This is a genomic window from Prevotella sp. OH937_COT-195 (assembly GCF_003932845.1).
GTDB lineage: Bacteria > Bacteroidota > Bacteroidia > Bacteroidales > Bacteroidaceae > Prevotella.
Genome location: NZ_RQZH01000033.1, coordinates 1 through 17,773, shown reverse-complemented (window position 1 = coordinate 17,773; position 17,773 = coordinate 1). Strand labels below are relative to the sequence as shown.

15 protein-coding genes and 1 pseudogene are annotated in these 17,773 nt (G+C 52.5%); 10 read left to right on the top strand and 6 right to left on the bottom strand.

The window, feature by feature from the left end:
- From EII32_RS12855 to EII32_RS10425, 6 genes are all read right to left on the bottom strand, one after another.
- Positions 1 to 1,709: phage minor head protein (locus tag EII32_RS12855; RefSeq protein WP_410524582.1), on the bottom strand; the 1,709-nt coding region annotated here is incomplete at its 3' end.
- Positions 1,710 to 1,846: 137 nt separating this feature from the next.
- Positions 1,847 to 3,157: a DUF935 family protein gene (locus EII32_RS10445; protein ID WP_125235345.1), complete on the bottom strand. Its 1,311-nt coding sequence runs from the start codon at positions 3,155 to 3,157 to the stop codon at positions 1,847 to 1,849.
- Between the two features lie 30 nt (positions 3,158 to 3,187).
- Entirely contained in the window at positions 3,188 to 3,607 is a 420-nt protein-coding gene (locus EII32_RS10440) for a phage protein Gp36 family protein (protein ID WP_125235344.1), read from the bottom strand.
- A gap of 4 nt (positions 3,608 to 3,611) precedes the next feature.
- Positions 3,612 to 3,854: a hypothetical protein gene (locus tag EII32_RS10435; RefSeq protein ID WP_233582382.1), complete on the bottom strand. Its 243-nt coding sequence runs from the start codon at positions 3,852 to 3,854 to the stop codon at positions 3,612 to 3,614.
- Positions 3,848 to 5,410, bottom strand: coding sequence for a hypothetical protein (locus EII32_RS10430; RefSeq protein WP_125235342.1), 1,563 nt, complete (start codon positions 5,408 to 5,410; stop codon positions 3,848 to 3,850). The genes EII32_RS10435 and EII32_RS10430 overlap by 7 nt, the downstream gene beginning before the upstream one ends.
- A 9-nt stretch (positions 5,411 to 5,419) precedes the next feature.
- Positions 5,420 to 5,893 (bottom strand): terminase gpP N-terminus-related DNA-binding protein, encoded by a 474-nt coding sequence (locus tag EII32_RS10425; protein ID WP_125235341.1) that lies wholly within the window; start codon positions 5,891 to 5,893, stop codon positions 5,420 to 5,422.
- Between the two features lie 229 nt (positions 5,894 to 6,122).
- Between EII32_RS10425 and EII32_RS10420 the strand changes: the two genes are divergently transcribed.
- The 10 genes and pseudogenes from EII32_RS10420 to EII32_RS10365 form a co-directional block, all read left to right on the top strand.
- The gene (locus tag EII32_RS10420) at positions 6,123 to 7,070 is read left to right on the top strand and encodes an HK97 family phage prohead protease (protein ID WP_125235340.1); all 948 of its coding nucleotides are present in this window, start codon (positions 6,123 to 6,125) and stop codon (positions 7,068 to 7,070) included.
- Positions 7,071 to 7,151: 81 nt separating this feature from the next.
- Complete coding sequence (locus EII32_RS10415; RefSeq protein ID WP_125235339.1) at positions 7,152 to 8,249, top strand: hypothetical protein; 1,098 nt, start codon at positions 7,152 to 7,154, stop codon at positions 8,247 to 8,249.
- 28 nt (positions 8,250 to 8,277) lie between these two features.
- Positions 8,278 to 8,562, top strand: a complete 285-nt coding sequence (locus EII32_RS10410; RefSeq protein ID WP_125235338.1) for a hypothetical protein — start codon at positions 8,278 to 8,280, stop codon at positions 8,560 to 8,562.
- Positions 8,555 to 9,022 carry an N-acetylmuramoyl-L-alanine amidase gene (locus EII32_RS10405; RefSeq protein ID WP_125235337.1) on the top strand — a complete coding sequence of 156 codons (468 nt, stop codon included), beginning with the start codon at positions 8,555 to 8,557 and terminating at the stop codon, positions 9,020 to 9,022. The genes EII32_RS10410 and EII32_RS10405 overlap by 8 nt, the downstream gene beginning before the upstream one ends.
- A 7-nt stretch (positions 9,023 to 9,029) precedes the next feature.
- Positions 9,030 to 9,626, top strand: a complete 597-nt coding sequence (locus tag EII32_RS12850; protein WP_233582381.1) for a hypothetical protein — start codon at positions 9,030 to 9,032, stop codon at positions 9,624 to 9,626.
- 228 nt (positions 9,627 to 9,854) lie between these two features.
- Positions 9,855 to 10,358: a hypothetical protein gene (locus EII32_RS10390; protein ID WP_125235347.1), complete on the top strand. Its 504-nt coding sequence runs from the start codon at positions 9,855 to 9,857 to the stop codon at positions 10,356 to 10,358.
- The gene (locus EII32_RS10385; protein ID WP_125235336.1) at positions 10,358 to 10,837 is read left to right on the top strand and encodes a hypothetical protein; all 480 of its coding nucleotides are present in this window, start codon (positions 10,358 to 10,360) and stop codon (positions 10,835 to 10,837) included. Before EII32_RS10390 ends, EII32_RS10385 begins: the two co-directional genes overlap by 1 nt.
- A 251-nt stretch (positions 10,838 to 11,088) precedes the next feature.
- Positions 11,089 to 15,459: a hypothetical protein gene (locus EII32_RS10375; RefSeq protein ID WP_125235335.1), complete on the top strand. Its 4,371-nt coding sequence runs from the start codon at positions 11,089 to 11,091 to the stop codon at positions 15,457 to 15,459.
- Position 15,460: 1 nt separating this feature from the next.
- Positions 15,461 to 15,925, top strand: coding sequence for a hypothetical protein (locus tag EII32_RS10370; protein WP_125235334.1), 465 nt, complete (start codon positions 15,461 to 15,463; stop codon positions 15,923 to 15,925).
- 43 nt (positions 15,926 to 15,968) lie between these two features.
- Positions 15,969 to 17,773, top strand: a pseudogene (locus tag EII32_RS10365) (hypothetical protein); the annotation flags it as partial.

Genomic DNA, 17,773 nt, shown 5'->3' with positions numbered 1-17,773 from the left:
CGGAATATACCTTTGGTGTCTTTGCCCGTTGCCTCTTCTCCGAGTGCCATTGCCTCGTCGTGCGGCGTAACGGGATATTTGTCTTTTAGGACTTGTACGACTGTACAGCGACAGTTGTGCGCTATGCCAATCTTCGTAATATATGACTCATCCTCTTCAACTTCTATGTTATAAACCATTGTTTTTCCCTTATTTTTTGTAACTTTGTCAAGAACTATAGAATAGTTGTTATGAAAAAAGGTGTTACGAATGAAGTTATAGAACGAATTGAAGCCCTTGAAGGCTGCGATATTCTTGATGCCTGCCAACTTCGCTATCTTACAGAGCATCGTAGTTTTCGATGGCTGAGCAAGCATTGGCATATCAATGGGCGTACTGTTTGTCGAGTCCTGCATCAATATGGAATTCCTGTCCGTCACGGCAGCGATGCTGTCCGTGCGCAGTGGATTGATAATCCTTCCCGTCGTTCGATGGCAAGTAGTCTTCTTGCTGCCACGAACCATCGTTTGGCAGAATCGGGTAAGCATGTCCGTCAAGGCAAGACTAAAGCCAACAGCGCTCTTGTCCGTCAAGTAGCCGAGAAACTTAAGACCAGTAGTTCTCTTCTTCGTCCCGATGTAAGCCATCGTGCCGTCATGGCAAGTAAACGAACCCGTGCGTTGCATCCCGAACGTATGAGCGCTTTGCGTACTCCCCTTTCTGCATTCGAACGAATGCTTGGTGATCATCTTGCCCGGCTTGGTCTGCATTTTGACAGTCGCGTTCTTTTCGGCCGTTTTGTTGCTGACTTTTATATCCGCAGCCTTGATTTGATTGTTGATTGTCAAGGCCGTAACTGCTTTCCCCTTTCCTTTGAACGCCATGCGTGCTTTGCGGAAAAGTGCCGTCATGTTGTGTATTGCGTTAACGCATACGTAGGTAAAGGAGACTTTTCCCAGTTGGATGATTATATCTCCCGTCTTCAAGTCCGCCGCTCTGACCCATCCTCGATGTGTGCAAAATCTGTGATTTTCGGTGCATGTGGCAGAGTTCCTATCGGTAAGGATAGTGACAATTTGTTCTTCCGTAGGTCTGGTCATCACGGCAGTTACTTTACGGAGGTGTCCACTTCCCCCATAGACTAAATCCCCTTTTTTTATAGATTCTATGCTTTGCCAGCCTTTAGCGGTAAGTATAGGTGTTCCTTCTATAAAACAGTTCCATCCGTTCGGGGGGCAGAACTCTTCCCAGAACGTGTCGGTTATTGGGAGCGTCACACGGTTGAGGGAAGCGTGTGTTGGCCGCACCTTTTTGTCGCCTGCTGTTCGGTACTGTAGGTTGTACCGGTCGCCGTCGCGCATGAAGTTCTCCCATTTGGCCGCCATCTGTGCCGATGCCTGGACGAAGTTGTACTCGGCCCGGAGGTAGTTTGCATTATAGGTCTTGTCTATCTTCTGAACGTCATTCAAAAACTGTTCGAACGGTTTTCTATTTCCGTTCTCGTCGAGTAGCGACGGGAACGCCTCGTTGAGCTCGTGGAAAGTCTTCATGCCCGAGAAGATATAGTTTGAGCGCTCGAGACGTCGGCGCATGATGTCTGACATCTCCACCTTTTGGAATGAAGAGTCGAGTACCGCGGCATGTGCCTCAATGAAGTCCCGCATTTTAGGCGTCTCCAGAATCTCAATGCGGAACTGCGCGCCCTCGACCTTGTGTAGCGTCTGCATCATTCCCTCGAAGAGCGTGGAGAGTTCTTGGCGTATTTGGTTTATCCGTTCTTCCTCCTCGCGGCTGAATGCAGCCTTCAGTGCGGATTTTCCAAGCAGACGGGCATAGCGTTCGTGCAGCCCCTCGTAGTCAGAGGGGCTCAGTCGAAAAAAGGTTGTGGTTTTGCCGTATGTTGCTTTTTGTTTCCCTTAGTTTCTTCGCCTCCATCGTCGGGAGGTGTTGAGCCAATAACGGGCACCTGTTGTCTTCGTTCTCCTACAGGCATGTTGTATTTCTCCTGGAAGTATGCCGGGTCCACCTCGTAGTTGTCCAGCACGAGTTGCTCGTATGCGACCTGCTGCTCGGGTGTGTAGTCTATGCCGTAGTCCCACTCGAAGTGTATTCCTTTTATCGGGAATCCGTGTTTTATCATTCTCGGTATGAGTTGGTTGTTTACCATGTCACGGATCATGTCGCAGTCTGCCTCCACGAGGTTTTGGAAAACCTCGAGATGTGTTTCCGACTGTGACATCGAGGATCCGTCCTCGATTGTCATAGTCTGTCCTATGATGAGTTTCGAGAGTTCGGAGTTAGCCCTGTCTATGCGTCTGTCGTATACATTGAAAGCATCCCCTTTTGAAGATTCCACGACCTCTATCTCCGTTCCCTGTTGAAATATAGCCCATCCTTCGGTTCCCATGTCTGCCATCATCTTCTCCATTTTTGCGAGTTCCTTGCCGTCCCGTGATGTTGTCCTCGCTATGCGCATTGGCATTCCGAATATCTCCGCGAACGTGTCCCAGAACGCCAATGCGTTCTTCTTGGGTATTGTCTGCGTCGCCGCTTTGAGGAAAAGTCCGAGGTTGTCCGGCTGTCCGACCTCTATGAGCCATTGTGCAATCTCCGGGCTTCGGTAGTCTACGCCCTTTTCCCAGTCGTCTCCCAGTTGTTCCACCACCCTTCCGTATTCCGGACTGACGTGTTTTCTGGGAACAAGTCTCGCCCATTCGTAGCATTTTCTTCCGTTGGTGTCTGTTGTGACATCCCCCAGTTCTATGAGCGAGTGTCCCCAGTAGTTCGCATCGAGTGCGAATTTCATCAGTTGTTTGAACCATTCCGTGTTGAACCATTCCGCGGCTTTTTGGTCCTCCTCTCCTTTCCCGTTTACCAATTTGAATGATCTCGCCATGACGAATCCCTCTCTCTGCCGTATGCATCCCGCGAGGTGGAGGTCTATCTCGACATCTCTGTAAATGTCGTATAGGCGCTGCCGGTTCGGGTTTTCGACATTTATTGCCATCTGCCACGCCATGCGCCAGTCCCCTATGTCCTTTCTTGTCAGCGAATCGGTAGTCCGTTGCAGTTCCATTACGGTTTTCCGGAAGCGTTTCGCGACGTTCTTTGCGAGCCTCAGCGTTCCGAAGGGTGTTTGCAGCAGCGTTTTGTCGCCTTTATTTCTGTTTTTTCCCATATTCTCTAACCTTTTAACGCAGTGTTTACTTTACCAGTTATGTTTCAGTTTTTTTTGACATCCGTACACCATCGGTATACCGACGGGTTCGCCGTTCTCCCCTATGGCGAGCGGCAGATCCGGCACAATCTTTCCCGCCTGTACCCCTTCGAGCCACTTTACCGCCCTTTCGTATCTTTCCTTCCGTATCTCCATTCCCATTTTCTGCGGTGCCGACGCCGCCATGTGGTAAATTGCGATGTCGCATGTGTACATCACCACCAGTTTGTTCCTTTGTTTTCCTGCCGCGCCGAATACGGCCTCCGTGTCATACTTGGGCCGTAGGTATGCCGCAATCTCCTCCACCGCCTCCGTCTCTGCGTTTTCCCTGTTCTCGTTACTGATCTGCGATATGACTTTCAGTGCCTGTTCGCCTATTACGACTTTATAATCCTGCTCTGTTACAAACATAATTCTACATTGTTATATATAACGCCTTAGTCTCAATATCCCCTACGGCAGTTCCCTTTTTGAAAACGCCGTTTTCCACAAACTTTCCCACCTCCTGTTTGGAGAGAACCACGAGTTTTTTGTTGATGACCAGCACCATGTACTTTCGGTGCGTGATATGGTGAAACCGGTCTGCCTTCCTGACGGCCCGCCTGAAGCGGAAGCCGAAGATAATGTCTTTTATAAGCCGTATCATGTTATTTACCATTGGTTTTTTGAGGTCGGCCGTTTTCCGAACCTCGGTGAATAAATCCGCTGTCTTGTATTCTTCTGAAGTATATAGACGGCCCCCTCGTCCGCGTCGGGCGCGTCGTCGTTGCCAGCCATACCTTTCTCGAATGCGAGCGTCTGTTCGACACCCGCCTGCATGTCGGGGTCCTCCTTCTGTGATATGTCGTAGTAGACAAATCCCCTTTCCCATAGCGGGCTTATTGCCTCTACCCGCTGGAACTTGTCGGGCTTCTTGCGTGTATCGCCGGTAATGGGCAGTTGGTAACCTCGGAGTTCCCCCTCTGTTGTGAACTCATCGAGCAGAATGTCCTGCATGAAGCTTGCCTCGATGGCAAAGCGTATGGCAATGCCGATTTCCCGGCTCCATTCGTATAGGTCGTAGCACCATCGTACGAGTTCGGCAACAGACGCCTTGCGCACGAAAGCGCGGAGGTGCCACAGGTCGGTACCATGCTTTCCCCAGAGCTTGGCGGCCTTTGTGTCGTTGGTCTTCTTGCTTTTCCAGGACGGGTCTATGTAGAGTACAAATTCGGAGAAGTCTTTCCATGCCGGCCGCTTTGCCCATCGTATCCATTCCTGCCGGAAGACGGTTCCCTCGACAATTGGGTTGTGCATCATCTCCTTGTTCCATGCACGATAGCCCACGAACTCGGCATATCCGCGGGCTTCCTCCTTTGTCCATTTCTCGCGCCATACGGGATTGCCCTCGCCATCCACGGCATATATTGTTGATACATGCACGCCCTTTGTCTTGCATATGTTTGCCAGTACGGATGTCTTCGAGATAAGGTTCCCGACCATAATGAAGCGTCCGCGCCCCACATCGAGTGCACCGAAGAGGGCTTCCTTCACCCAATCTGTGAGTTCGCGCACGCGGCGTTCGTTCCGGCATAGCTCGTCGTCATCAAGGTCGTCGATGACGATATAGTCGGGTCGTGCCTCACGCTTGCGGAGGCCACGCGGCGACTGTCCACGACCGCACGCAAGGAAATGTACTCCGTCCTTTGTGCTGAATTCTCCTTCGGTCCAGTCTCCCATAGACATCTGTTTCCCGAAGTCGGCGATGATGCGTTTGTTATACTGGAGCTCCGCCTGAATGTCACCGAGGAGCCGGTTTGCGCTGTCCTCTGACTTTCCGACGAGCACCATGAAATTGATGAGCCTCTTGGGCTGGAACATGAGCCACAGCGGAGTGAAGATGTCCATGTGGGTAGACTTGGCATGCCCGCGCGGCCATTTGAACACGGCCTTGAGGTTCGGCGTGTTCTTCACCTTTGCGGCAGCGGCGTTGTGGAACGGCGCATTGCGGATGGTACGGATAATCTCGCCCGTAACCTTGTCGCGCAGCTGCAGGAAGTGAGGGAAGTAATACTCGCAGAATGCGGCATAGTCCTTCCGGAGGCGGCATATGCGCCGCTCTTTCTGCACGTAGTTCTCGCGGACAAGGCTTTTGGTGTCCGTAATGGACTGTATCTGCCGGCAGTGCTCCTGCCACTCCTGCCGTATCTTTTTGAGCTCAGATATTGTCGCCATAGCGTGATACTATAATGTGGACGGGGTCTGCATACGCTCCATGAGGAACTTGTTCTGGTACTTGTTGATTGCCTTGATAAGCTCCGGGGTAATCTCCGGGTCGTAGGACGCCTGGTCCTGAATCCAGCGGTTAAAAGCCATGAATACCTCGATAGCGTCGATGACGTTCGCCTTTTTATCGAGTTTCTCTATGGTTGCCGACAGTTTTGACAATTTGTCTGCGAGTGTTCCTATTGCTTCGGGGGCGCCTGATGCATTGACCTGCCCGATGAGGTTGTCAATTGCAAGTAGAAGTTTGTTGACCAGTTCCGGCCGTGAGATGTTCTTAGCAGCTCTTGCCTCCTTCCACCCTTCCGATGTGCACCATTTGGAAACGGTAACTCGCGAGATCCCGAGTTGTTCTGCAATCTCGGTCTGTTCCATACCGGAGAGGTAGAGAGCCCTTCCGATATTCTTTTTCTGTTCTGTATCTTTTCTGTTCATATAATATTTGAATATGTATTTAATATAGTGCAAAGTTGGGGTTTTTCGCCGAGAGGAACAAATAATGCGGAAGGTGGTGCGGTATATGCCGCAGCGGTTTCATAATTATTTGGAAGTCAAGTATTTAGTTAGTAATATTGCATCGTCAATGGTCGGTTATGCTCGGCCATTGCAGATAAAAAAAACAAGAATTCAGTTGTGCCATGGCACAACATATACATCGAAAGAAATGAGCAAAGGAAAGAGAGTAAGAATCAGCAATGAAAGTCTGAACTGTTACGGTACGCGAGTGCTGACCTCGGGCATGAATGTGGAACAGTATAACAGGAATCCCGTGTTGTTGTACATGCACGAGCGCGGTGAGGTTATCGGTTTGGTGAGAGACCTTAAGGTTGAAGGCGACGAGGTAACCGGCGAGTTGGTTTTCGACGAGGCCACGGAGTTGAGCCGTCGTTGCAAGAAACAATGGGAATTCGGTTCGTTGAAAATGGTGAGTGTGGGCATTGACATTGTCGAGACCAGCGAGGATCCGAAATTCCTTGTCCGGGGCCAGCGCGCCCCAACCATCACTAAAAGCAAACTGTTCGAGGTGTCGTTGGTGGACATCGGCGCGAACGATGACGCCATAGCATTGCACAAGGACGGTGTGCGACTGACATTAGGCAAGGATGCGGCAGACGTGTTGCCGCCACTGCATATTAAGAACAATAAAAAAAGAAAAGAAATGGATCAAGAGAAATTAGCCCTTGAGTTAGGTCTGGCGAAAGATGCCGACGAATCTGCCATCAGTGCGGAACTGGCAAGGCTGAAGGCCAAAGACGCGGAGGCGGAGAGTCTGCGCAAGGAACGCGACACTCTTCGTGCCGCGCGTATTGAAACGCTTGTGAACGCCGCCGTCGCCGAGAAGAAAATCGGCGATGACAAGAAACAACAGTTCCTGGAACTGGGAAAGAAGATTGGTGCGGAAGAGCTGAAAGCCACCTTCGACGCGATGTCTCCACGCTTGAAGTTGAGTTCTTTCGTGGGCAGTCGCGGCGGAGGCACCGGCGGCGGGATTGCCGAATACAAAAAGTTGAGCGATGTGCCTGCCGAGGAATTGGAGAAGATTCGTGCCGAGAAGCCCGACGAGTACAAGAGGCTGTACAAGGCCGAATACGGCTTTGATTGCGATATATAATATCGCGAATGTCGGTCGCTCCCGACAAAGCCGGAACAAGTTGGGCTCTGTCCCCGTTTGCCCGACAATTGTGAAATCCAAATGTATAACAATAAAAATGAGAAAGCAATGACAAGATTGATTGTAATGTTTGCGGCAGTCCTTTTTAACTGCCTCATGGGCGGCACCCTTGCCGCCGCCGCCGGCCTGTCGCCCCTTACGGGCGCCGTCGGCATGAATGTGCTTGCCGCCGTGATCGGACATGCGGCTCCCTCCGGCAGTCTCCGTGCGGGTGTGTATACCGAGATATGGACGGGCGAGCTGGTGAAGCATCTTCGCCGTGGTCTGGAAGCGACTTTCCTCGACGGCATTCCCGACAATTCGAGTATCGTGAACAACGATGTCATCCACCTTGTGGAGGTCGGCGTAGACCCCGATGTGCTGATCAACAACACCACCTATCCCATCCCCTTGCAGGCGTTGGACGACAAGGACATCGCCATCAAGCTGGACAAGTTCCAGACGAAGGTAACGCCCATCACGGACGACGAGCTCCACGCATTGAGTTATGACAAGATGTCCCGTGTAAAGGAGAGTCACGGCAACTCCATAAACGACTCGAAATTTGCCAAGGCCGCCCACGCTTTGTGCGCTAAGGAAGACAGCGCGACCACTCCCGTGCTGAAGACTACCGGCAAGCGCGATCCGGTTACGGGACGCCTGAAGATGACGGCGGGGGACCTGCTTAGCCTTAAGCGTTCGTTGGACAAGTTGAAAGTACCTTCGCAGGGCCGTCGTTTAGTTCTCTGCAGCGACCATGCCAACGACCTGTTGGAAGTATCGCAGGTGTTCAAGGAGCAGTACAACATCAACCGCAACGACGGCACGGTGGGCAGGCTTTACGGCTTTGACATCTACGAGTTTGGGAACAACCCGCTGTACACTATCGCGGGCAAGAAAAAGGAAGTGGGCGCGGTCGGCGCGACCGGCGAGTTCCAATGCTCGTTCGCCTTCCATGCGCCGCGTGTGTTCAAGGCCACCGGTTCCACCAAGATGTACTACAGCGAGGCATCCACCGATCCTGAATATCAGAGAAACAAGATCAACTTCCGCCACTACTTCATCTGCATGCCCAAAAAGGCAGACGCCGGCGCCGTTATGATGAGCGGACACAAGGACCCCAGCCTTCCCGAAGGATAAGTAAAACCATAAAAACAGATACAAGCGTATGAAACTGAAAGTAACAAGTACGTTCCGTGACAAGGACGACCACGTAACCGTGTACAACCCGGATACAATTTTGGAAGTGAGAGACAAAGACCGCGGCCGGTCGCTCATAGACCGCGGTCTGTGCAAGGAGTTCAAGGGCAAGACAGCCCCCGCGCATATCCTCGGTACAGAGGAAGGCGGCGTACATCCGTACGGAAGCGAGGACGGTACGGACGAAAATCCGGATACCGGAGCATCTGCCCAAGAGCAGAGTTCAAATTCAAATCAGGGAGGCGATGAGTAAGCCTCTGAAATACCTTGTAATCCACTGCACCGCCACGCCCGAGGGCCGTGAGGTAAGTTCTGCGGAGATACGGCACTGGCACACCGCCCCCGTAAGCAAGGGCGGCCGCGGCTGGCGGCAGGTGGGTTACACGGACATGGTGCATCCGGACGGCCGTGTGGAGCGTCTGGTGAAGAACAACGAGGACGCGCAGGTGGATCCTTGGGAGGTAACGAACGGCGCCGCGGGCTACAACAGTGTGAGCCGTCACGTGGTGTATGTGGGAGGTCTGGCCGTTGACGGCCAGACTCCGAAAGACACCCGGACAGCATCACAGAAAGAGGCATTGAAAGCCTACGTGCTGGACTTCCACAGGCGTTTCCCGAAAGTGAAGATTATCGGCCACAGAGAGGTAGCGGACAAGGCCTGTCCGAGTTTCGACGTTCGGAAGTGGCTCAAAGAAATTGGAATCAATCAATAGTTGATATATGGAAATGGAGCTTAGTGAAATTCTGAATGTAATCCTCGGCGGGAGTCTTGCCGGCGCAATCATTTCGATCGTTACGATACGCGCGGCCTTGAAAAAGGCAAAGGCGGAGGCGGAGAAGGCACTTGCCGAGGCCGACACAGTGAAGATAACGAATACTGAGCAGGCCACCCGTATATTGATTGAGAACATAGTAGAACCTTTAAAGGAAGAACTTAATGAAACAAGAAAAGATCTCAATTCCACGAAGCGCGAGATGGCCCGTCTGCGTAAGGCTATCGATGATGCCAACAGTTGCCGTTACAGCGATGATTGTCCTGTGCTTAAGCGGATGCGCGTCGATCAGAAAAAGCGTGACGCGCGAGAGTGTCACGAGCCGAGAGGCGAGCCGCCTCGTCTCGGACAGCACGGTGAGCGTCGTAGAAACCTTGCAAACTCCGGTGAAAGTTCCGATGTCGACGGTGAGTCTGACGCTGATGATGGACAGTCTTCGGGAGTTGCCCGCCGGTGCGGGCTACACCGCCCGTCAGGGACAGGCGAATGTGAAGGTGACACGGAGGCCGGCGACGGAGAAGGAGCCGGAGCAGCTGGTTGTTGAAGCCGGATGTGACAGTCTGGAACTGTTGTGCGCAAGCTACTCCAAGACGATCAGTGTCATGAAACGCAAGTTGGAAACGTTGAGCGACGAGCGCAGAGCGTTGAGAGCAGAGTCAAAGGAAAGTACAGTTAACACGTTCCTCATGCGTGCGGAGTATTTTTGTGCCGGCTTTCTGTCCGGTACAGCATGGATCGGAACATTATTAATTTTTATAAAACTGAAGAGAAAATGATCAAGAACAAAAAATTTATCTACGGCATAGCAGCCGTGAAGAAAGGGAGCACCCTTATCGGTTACATCGAGAAAGGCAGCTGGGACTGGAACGGCACAAAGCCCGAGAGCGTCGACGTTGAAGCCGAGCAGGTTCCCGACGCCCCTGTTTTGACCCTGTTGCAGAAGAACGGCCAGGTGAGTCCTACGTTCAATCTTATCCAACTGGACTACGAGAACTTGAAGAACATTCTCGGCGGCGAACTGGTGAAGAGCGGCAGCGGCGGCAACGAGAAGGTAACGGGGTGGAAAGCCCCCTCCTCCCTTGTGCAGTTGCGGGACAAGTGGACAATAGATTTCGTGAGCGGCCAGACGATGACCATTCCCAACGGAACCATCCTCGCGAACCTCGGCGGCAAGCTGACTTTGACCGAAGTGTCGAAAGTGGAATGCCAGTTGAAGATTAACAAGCCCGAGGACGGCGGAGCGCCTTATGAAATCAATGATACCGCTGAGGGGTGATGGACGAGCGATTGATCAGGAAAATCCAGCGAGAGGGAGCGGAAGCCTTGCTTGATGCGGGCGTATCCCTCCCTCTCCTTGATTTAAGGATTCCATTGAGGAAGCAGCCCGTTCGTGTCCGGTTGACGATGAAGCGTCCGACGCTTGCCCGCCAGATAAAGATAGCCCATGCGTACCTTACGATGGATACGACTGCCGCCGATTTGGATGCGATGGATGTTGACGGGCAGATGCGGTTTCTTGCGCGTCATGGCAAGACGCTCAGCAATATTATCGCCCTGACGATGGATTGTCGTTGGCTTCCGGTGTGTGTGCTGTCGTGGCTTGTGAGACACCGGATGAAGTGGGAGTACCAGAAGGCAGCCTTCAGGGAGTTCGTGCTGCTGATGGGCACGCAGTCTTTTATGACTATTATCAGATCGGCCGAGATGACGAATCCGATGCGGCTGAGACTGAGCCGCGGAAGGAAGGGGAGTTAAAGAGCCGTTGGGAAGGCTCCCATAGCCCTTTCGGATTTGTCTGGCAGATAGCGAGCGCCACAGGGTGGAGCGTGGACTACATCCTGAACGGCGTGAACTTCCAGACATTAATCATGATGCTGAGCGATGCCCCACGGTATGTAGATGACAATCCGGCTAATCGGACTAATCGGAAAGGCTGCAATGAAACAGCGGAGGAGGAAGCCGAGGGTATTGTGGGATTTTTTCAAAGTAACTTAAAACAGTAGACAATGAAACCGGTAGAGATAGAGTTCCTTATGCGTGACAACCTTACGGCGGGGCTCGACAAGAGCAAGATGAGCGTGGAGCAGCTTTTGGGCGCCGCCCGCCGTGCCGCCCTTGCAATCAGTACGAAGATAGACGAGCAGCGCAAGGTTATTGACGGCGTGAACTCTGACTTGGACAAGATGCAGCGCAAACTGTCGACCCTGAAGCCCGGTACCGGGCAACAGGATCTTCTCGTTGAAATCAGCGCGTGCAAGAAAGTCCTTTCCGAGGAGTCGGCGGTACTTCAGCAGTTGGAGAAGGAACACCTACAGGCGCGTCAGGGCGTTGCCCGGTTGGAACAGGAATACCGCAGGATGACCATTTCCGAGGAGCAGGCAGCGGCAGCAAACAAGAGTTTTACGGAGAAGATAAAGGATCAGAAAAGTGTCGTGAAGCAAGTAGAGTCAGACATACGTTCCCTGCAAAAGGCTTACGAAAAAGCCGCTCCCGGCAGAGCACAAGCCGCGGTTCTCGCCGATCTTAACGCTGCGAAGAAAGCCCTTGATGAGGAGAAAGGGATACTCTCCGGACTGACCTATGAACAAGAGCGCAACAGGGCGAGCAACAAACGGCTGTCAATGCAGTTGCGCGAGTTGCAGAACGACATGGCACGTATGCGGCTGAACGGCGAGCAGAACACCGAGGAGTACCGGCAGATGTCCGAGAAAGCCGCCCGGCTCTCGGACACGCTGGGAGATCTGCGTGCCCAGACCAGTATCCTTGCCAACGACGATGCGAACCTTCAGGGGTTCATCTCCGGCGTGAACGGCCTGTCGGGAGCATTCACCACTGCCACTGGTGTGATGTCTCTTTTTGCTTCCGAGAACGAAAACCTGATGAAGGTACAGGCGAGAGTGCAAAGCGTCATGGCCATAACGATGGGTTTGCAGCAGTTTTTCAACGCGCTTAACAAGGACAGCGCATTCCGTCTGGTAACCGTGACCAAAGTAAAGAATCTGCTGACTGCCGCCAATTACCGACTTGCCACGTCTCTTGGTATCTCCAATGCCGCCGCGACGGCACTCATGGCCACTCTGACGCTGGGGCTTTCTGCGGTGATAACCGCATTGGTAGTGGCATGGGACAGATACTCTGCCGCTCAAGACGATGCCGCGCGGAAAACCCGTGAGCGTGTCGAGATTGAATCACAGGGGCGGGCGGAGATGATAAAGACCCGTTTTGAGATAGACACCACCCGTGAGAGTCTGAAGAACTTCTGCGGCTCCAAGGAAGAGGAGAAGAAAAAGTGTGATGAGATGAACCGCAAGTACGGCGAGGCCTTCGGTTATTACGACACCGTGGCACAGTGGTACGACGTTCTGACCCGTAAAGCCGAGCAGTACATACAGATGCTTTTCCTTCAAGCCAAAGTACAGGCACTGGTGAACAAGGCCGTGGAAGCCGACGAGAAAGTAAGCAATCACAAGGCCACGAAACCGGGCAATGCCGAAAGCGACATGGGACCGCTTGCCCGTGCGGGACATTTCTTTATGCAATCTGAAAGCCGCGGCATGTACGACGGCCATTCGACCGTAGAGCGATACAACAAGGCGGCATACGACAGGAGAACCAAAGAATTGGAGGCCGAACGCGACGGTTATCTGAAACGGGCAGCCGATTTGGAGAAACAAATTGCATCTATCGGCAATAAAGCGAATATCGGCGGCCATGCCGCACCAAACAAGCCTAAAAAGGAGAAGACGGGAAAAGACGCCAATAAAGAAGAAGAACGCATTGGTGCGGAACTGCTTGCCCTGCAGCAGAAGAACCGTCAGGCAGAGATAGACCTGCTCGAGGAAAGTTCTGAAAAGAAACGCCGTCAAATCCGGGAAAACTATGATAAGGAAATGGAGGAACTCGCCGCACAGGAAAAGAAATGGCGTGAGGCGCAGAAAGGAAATCTGACGGAAGAACAAGAGAATGCCCTTGCCGACAGTCGTGCCCTTGCCGAAAAGAGAAAGAAAGCCGGCGATGAAGAGATAGAGAAAGAGGAAAGGAAGAAAACGCTGGAGCAGCGCAGGGCAGAAGTTCAGGCGATGAGCGAATATTTGAAAGAGTATGGTTCGTTCCGGCAGCAGAAATTAGCCATCGCCCAAGAAACGGCTCGGCAGATAGCGGATGTGGACGCGAGCGAGGTTAGTGAAACTACGAAGAGGTGGCAAAAGGCGAAGATACTGAAGGAACAACAGCAACGCGAGGCGAGCATGTCGTTCGAGGCTATCAGCCGCGGCATAGACTGGCATGCTTTGTTCAGTGGCGTTGGCAACCTGACCAAGGAGATGATGGCACCGATGATGGAGCAGTTGCGCGCATACGTGGAGACAGACGAGTACCGGAACGCCGATGCGGAGACGCAACAGAAGGTGACGGACCTGATACGGGAGATGCGGCGATATGTCGGTACCGACCAGAGCGCGACCTGGCAGAAGTTGGACGAGGCCATAGGGCGGTTCACGGACAGCGTGGCGGTATATGACCGCGCGGTGAAGACAGAAGAGGCTGCGGTAAAAGCCGTGAACGAGGGCAAGAAGAAACTTGCCTCCGGGGAAATTACGGAAGAGGAGTACAAGGCGTTGGAGGCAAAGGCGCAGGAACTGGGCGATGCCACGATGAAGGCACATGAGAGCATGGAAGACTTCGGTGCGGCACTGAACCGTACTTCTGACGAGGTGGCGAATTTCACAAGCAGGCTGACAACAGCACTAAGCAATGCCAAGACCTGGCAGGGCGTAGAGGGCTTCGGCGGGCTGCAGCAGAGCGCGGGTCAGGCAGACCAATTGAAAGGAGTGCTTGACTCGTTACTGCCCCAGATGGGGGAAGGTATGGCGAAGACGATTGGCAGCGGCCTGTCCGGCGCGATGAGCAGAGGTTTGTCGGTCATCGGCGGAGGTATTGAGGGCGTTCTTTCGGGTGGTATGGGCAGTATGACAGGCATCGTGGCGCAGATACCGAAACTTATTCTTGACCTGTCGAACGGTATCAAAAGTTTCGTTACCGGGATACTGAACAGCGTTACTGAACTTGTCTCGCTGCAATGGATAGACGATTTGGTGGCAAACATACTTGACGCGATAGGCGGATTGATGGATGCGATATTCGACCTTCCGGAAAATCTCTATCACGTATTAGAGAGTATTTTGTTGAAAGGAGTGGGCGGTCTTTTGGACAGTGTTCTGGGTCGTGTCGGGAATATCCTGACGTTGGGCTTGCTGGGTAGCGACGGTCCGAGCGAATGGTTTGCGAACTCGAATGCCGCGGAGGTAGCGGCGAGCATCGATCGTCTGACGAAGCGCAACGAACTTCTCGGGCAGGCGATAGAAGACCTGACGGACGAGATGAAGAGTGCCCGCGGCGCTGCCGCCATCAGAGTATCAAGGGAAGCGCAGAAACTGCAGGAAGAGACAACGGGTAATTATAAGGATATTGCCCAGGCGCAAGCCGGGTATCATGGTTCCCACCATAGTTGGAATTACTATTGGGGAGGTTTTAATGAGGAACAGATAGACCGATTGAGCAGGCAGATGGGCAGGAAGTGGGACGGCAACATTTGGAATCTAAGTCCGGAAGAAATGAAGATGCTGCGCTCGAACGTGGATATGTGGGAGCAGATAATTAAGACGGGCAAAGGTGGTTATGGAGACCGTTTGGCCGAGAAACTGAATGATTATATCGCTCAGGCGGGGAAGTTGCAGGAGATAACCGATGCTTTATATGAGAATCTGACTACGACCACGAAAGATAATGTTTTTGGTGATTTTCTCAATTCTCTTTATGGTTTGGCAGACGGTTCGGAGGATGTTTTTGATGAGATAGCCAAGAATTGGCAGGCAATGGTTAACAAGATGGTTGTGAATAATCTTGTCGGTGCGAAGTTTCAGAAGAATTTGGAGGCGTGGTATGAAGATCTCGCCAAGTTGAACGAGACCCGCACAAACGGTGAGATTACCGATGAGGAGTATCGTAAGCGTCTTGACGCACTCCGTGCGGAGTATGAAGGGTATGTAAGAGATGCGAAGAATGACATCGAGCAGTTGCGTAATGAGGGTATCATCAAGGAGACCGGCAAGGACGTCGGCACGACACAGACGGGCAGGAGCGGCGCTTTCATGGCGATGAGTCAGGATCAGGGTACGAAGCTGGAAGGACTGTTCGTCAGCGGGCAGACGCACTGGGCAAGTATCGATGACCACGTGGAGGACGTAGCGGGGAAAATGGGCGCAGCCCTGGAACATCTCAAAAAGATAGAATGGAACACCGGCTGCAGCGCCCAATCTCTCAAGGATATTAAGGAAGAAATAAAGAAGATAATTCGTGACGGGCTAAAAATGAAATGACATGAGCAATATATTGGAAGGACAGGTGTTGATAAACGGCACTGACATCTGGAAGGAGTACGGCGTATTCCTGACGGAAGAGAAGAAAGGCGGGAGGGAGAACCTTAACGCCATTATGGCACCGAGCAAGACAAAGGGACACATCGGTGTGGACATACGGGAGCATGACGGAAAGAAATACTCCGGGACACTGTTGCCCGCCAATGCGGAGCGTGACGTGACGCTTCACTTCGCGCAGTATGCCCGGACACGGGAGCAGTGGTTGGCGAACTACATGGCCTTTATCCGCTTCCTGAAGAGCGGCAAGGACGGGTGGCTGGCGATAAACTTCCCGGAACTAAGGCTGACGCTGAGAGTGTTTTATTTGGACTGTACCTCATACAAGACACTGACCTATCTTTGGAAAGAGGGAGTGCAGGCGAGCCGATATAAAGTGAGTTTTCGTGAGCCGGAACCGATAATATAATACCATTTTATCATCATTCAAACGCTATTTAAACGATATAAAAATGATTCTTACGCTATATGACAGCTACGGCAATGTAAAGGCGCGCATAGAACCAGATGACAGCAGCACGCAGGAAAAGGAGATACAGGGGGACAACCTGCTGAATCTCTCCTTCACTCTGTACGAATTTATTCTCGTTGATGTGAACGACTATATAGACTATGGTGGCGAGCGTTACCGTGCGGTGGAGAAATATGTTCCTGCGGAGAAGAGTTCCGTAGAATGGGAATACAGTATCCGCCTGTACGGTATCGAGAGCCTTATCAAGCGTTTCCTCGTTCTGAACAATAGCGATGGCGGGAACGAGGCCGTGTTCACGCTGACAGCCCGTCCCATAGACCATGTGCGTCTGATCGTGAAGAACATCAATGACGGCATGGACGGCACGACCAACTTCAAGACCGGCACCGTGGAGGGCACAGACAACGTGACCATCGACTATACCGGCAAGTACTGCAATGACGGGCTGAAGGAGCTGGCGGAAGCCGTAGGTGTGGAATGGTGGATAGAGGGAGAGACTGTAAACCTGTGCCGCTGCGAGCATGGTGAGGAAATCACGCTCGGGTATGACAAGGGACTGACGGCCCTTGACCGAGACAAGGCCGACAATGCGAAGTTCTATACACGCCTGTTCCCCATAGGCAGCTCGCGCAACATCGACGCGGCGAAATACGGACACAGCCGGCTGATGCTGCCCGACGGCGTGAAGTATGTGGACGTGAACGTGGAGCGGTACGGCATCATCCACCACTATGAGCAGAAGGCCTTTGCGGACATCTATCCCCGGCGTGTCGGTGTCGTGGCCGGCGTGCGCTCGAAAAAGGTCAAGGACAAGGACGGCAAGCCCTTTATGATATATTACTTCAAGGACAACGACCTGAGTTTCGACCCCAACGACTATGAGATAGGCGGACTGGTGAAACGTGTGTCCTTTCAGGAGGGTAGCGAGCTTGCCGGGCTGGGTGCCGGCAATGACCATTATTTCGAGGTGAACTATGACAGCAAGACTAAGGAGTTTGAGATAATCACGATATGGCCTTATGATGACGATACACAATTGCCCGGCGGCACGCTGGTGCCGAAAGAAGGGGATAAATATATCCTATGGAACATCCGTATGCCGGACGAGTACTACGGACTGGCGGAGAAAGAGTTCGGGAGTGCGGTTGACGAGTACAACAAGAAGCATGCCTTGGACGTTAGCCGCTACAAAGCACCGACAGACCATGTATGGATGGAAGAGACCGGCACGGAAGTATATGTTGGCAGCCGTATAAGGTTGGAAAGCAAGGAATATTTCCCGGAGAAAGGCTTTCGTGCGAGCCGTATAACGAAAATCATCCGTAAAGTGAACGAGCCGGGACAGATGGACTTGGAAATCAGTGACGCCCTTTCAAAGGGTAGTATGGCAAGAATAGATGATGCCATTACCGACGCCAAGAACTATGCCGGTACTCTTGTGGGCAGCATCAATGTTCCTGATATTATACGCAGTTGGGACCGGACAAAGCCGACTGATTCAAACCTGTACAGTGCGCGGAGGACACACAAGGAATTCATGAGCAGGCTGCTGGACGACACCGCCCGCGGTCTTATAACCTTCCTCAAAGGCATCCGCTTCGGCAAAGACAAAGGCATAGACCCCGACGGCAACGCCACCCTCGGCAATGTAAATTCCGAAGACATCACAACGCGGAGTATAGCAAGTAAAGGATATACCGGCTCTGACATCTTGAGCGACAAGGGCTTCAAGATGTGGGAGGACGCAGAGGGTAGGAGCCATGTCATAACGGACTTCTTCACCGC

Bases quoted from the DNA above. Each gene is read 5' to 3' on its own strand.
- EII32_RS10445 (WP_125235345.1), bottom strand. From the start codon at position 3,157: ATGGGAAAAAACAGAAATAAAGGCGACAAAACGCTGCTGCAAACACCC.
- EII32_RS10440 (WP_125235344.1), bottom strand. From the start codon at position 3,607: ATGTTTGTAACAGAGCAGGATTATAAAGTCGTAATAGGCGAACAGGCA.
- EII32_RS10435 (WP_233582382.1), bottom strand. From the start codon at position 3,854: ATGGTAAATAACATGATACGGCTTATAAAAGACATTATCTTCGGCTTC.
- EII32_RS10430 (WP_125235342.1), bottom strand. From the start codon at position 5,410: ATGGCGACAATATCTGAGCTCAAAAAGATACGGCAGGAGTGGCAGGAG.
- EII32_RS10425 (WP_125235341.1), bottom strand. From the start codon at position 5,893: ATGAACAGAAAAGATACAGAACAGAAAAAGAATATCGGAAGGGCTCTC.
- EII32_RS10420 (WP_125235340.1), top strand. From the start codon at position 6,123: ATGAGCAAAGGAAAGAGAGTAAGAATCAGCAATGAAAGTCTGAACTGT.
- EII32_RS10415 (WP_125235339.1), top strand. From the start codon at position 7,152: ATGTATAACAATAAAAATGAGAAAGCAATGACAAGATTGATTGTAATG.
- EII32_RS10410 (WP_125235338.1), top strand. From the start codon at position 8,278: ATGAAACTGAAAGTAACAAGTACGTTCCGTGACAAGGACGACCACGTA.
- EII32_RS10405 (WP_125235337.1), top strand. From the start codon at position 8,555: ATGAGTAAGCCTCTGAAATACCTTGTAATCCACTGCACCGCCACGCCC.
- EII32_RS12850 (WP_233582381.1), top strand. From the start codon at position 9,030: ATGGAAATGGAGCTTAGTGAAATTCTGAATGTAATCCTCGGCGGGAGT.
- EII32_RS10390 (WP_125235347.1), top strand. From the start codon at position 9,855: ATGATCAAGAACAAAAAATTTATCTACGGCATAGCAGCCGTGAAGAAA.
- EII32_RS10385 (WP_125235336.1), top strand. From the start codon at position 10,358: ATGGACGAGCGATTGATCAGGAAAATCCAGCGAGAGGGAGCGGAAGCC.
- EII32_RS10375 (WP_125235335.1), top strand. From the start codon at position 11,089: ATGAAACCGGTAGAGATAGAGTTCCTTATGCGTGACAACCTTACGGCG.
- EII32_RS10370 (WP_125235334.1), top strand. From the start codon at position 15,461: ATGAGCAATATATTGGAAGGACAGGTGTTGATAAACGGCACTGACATC.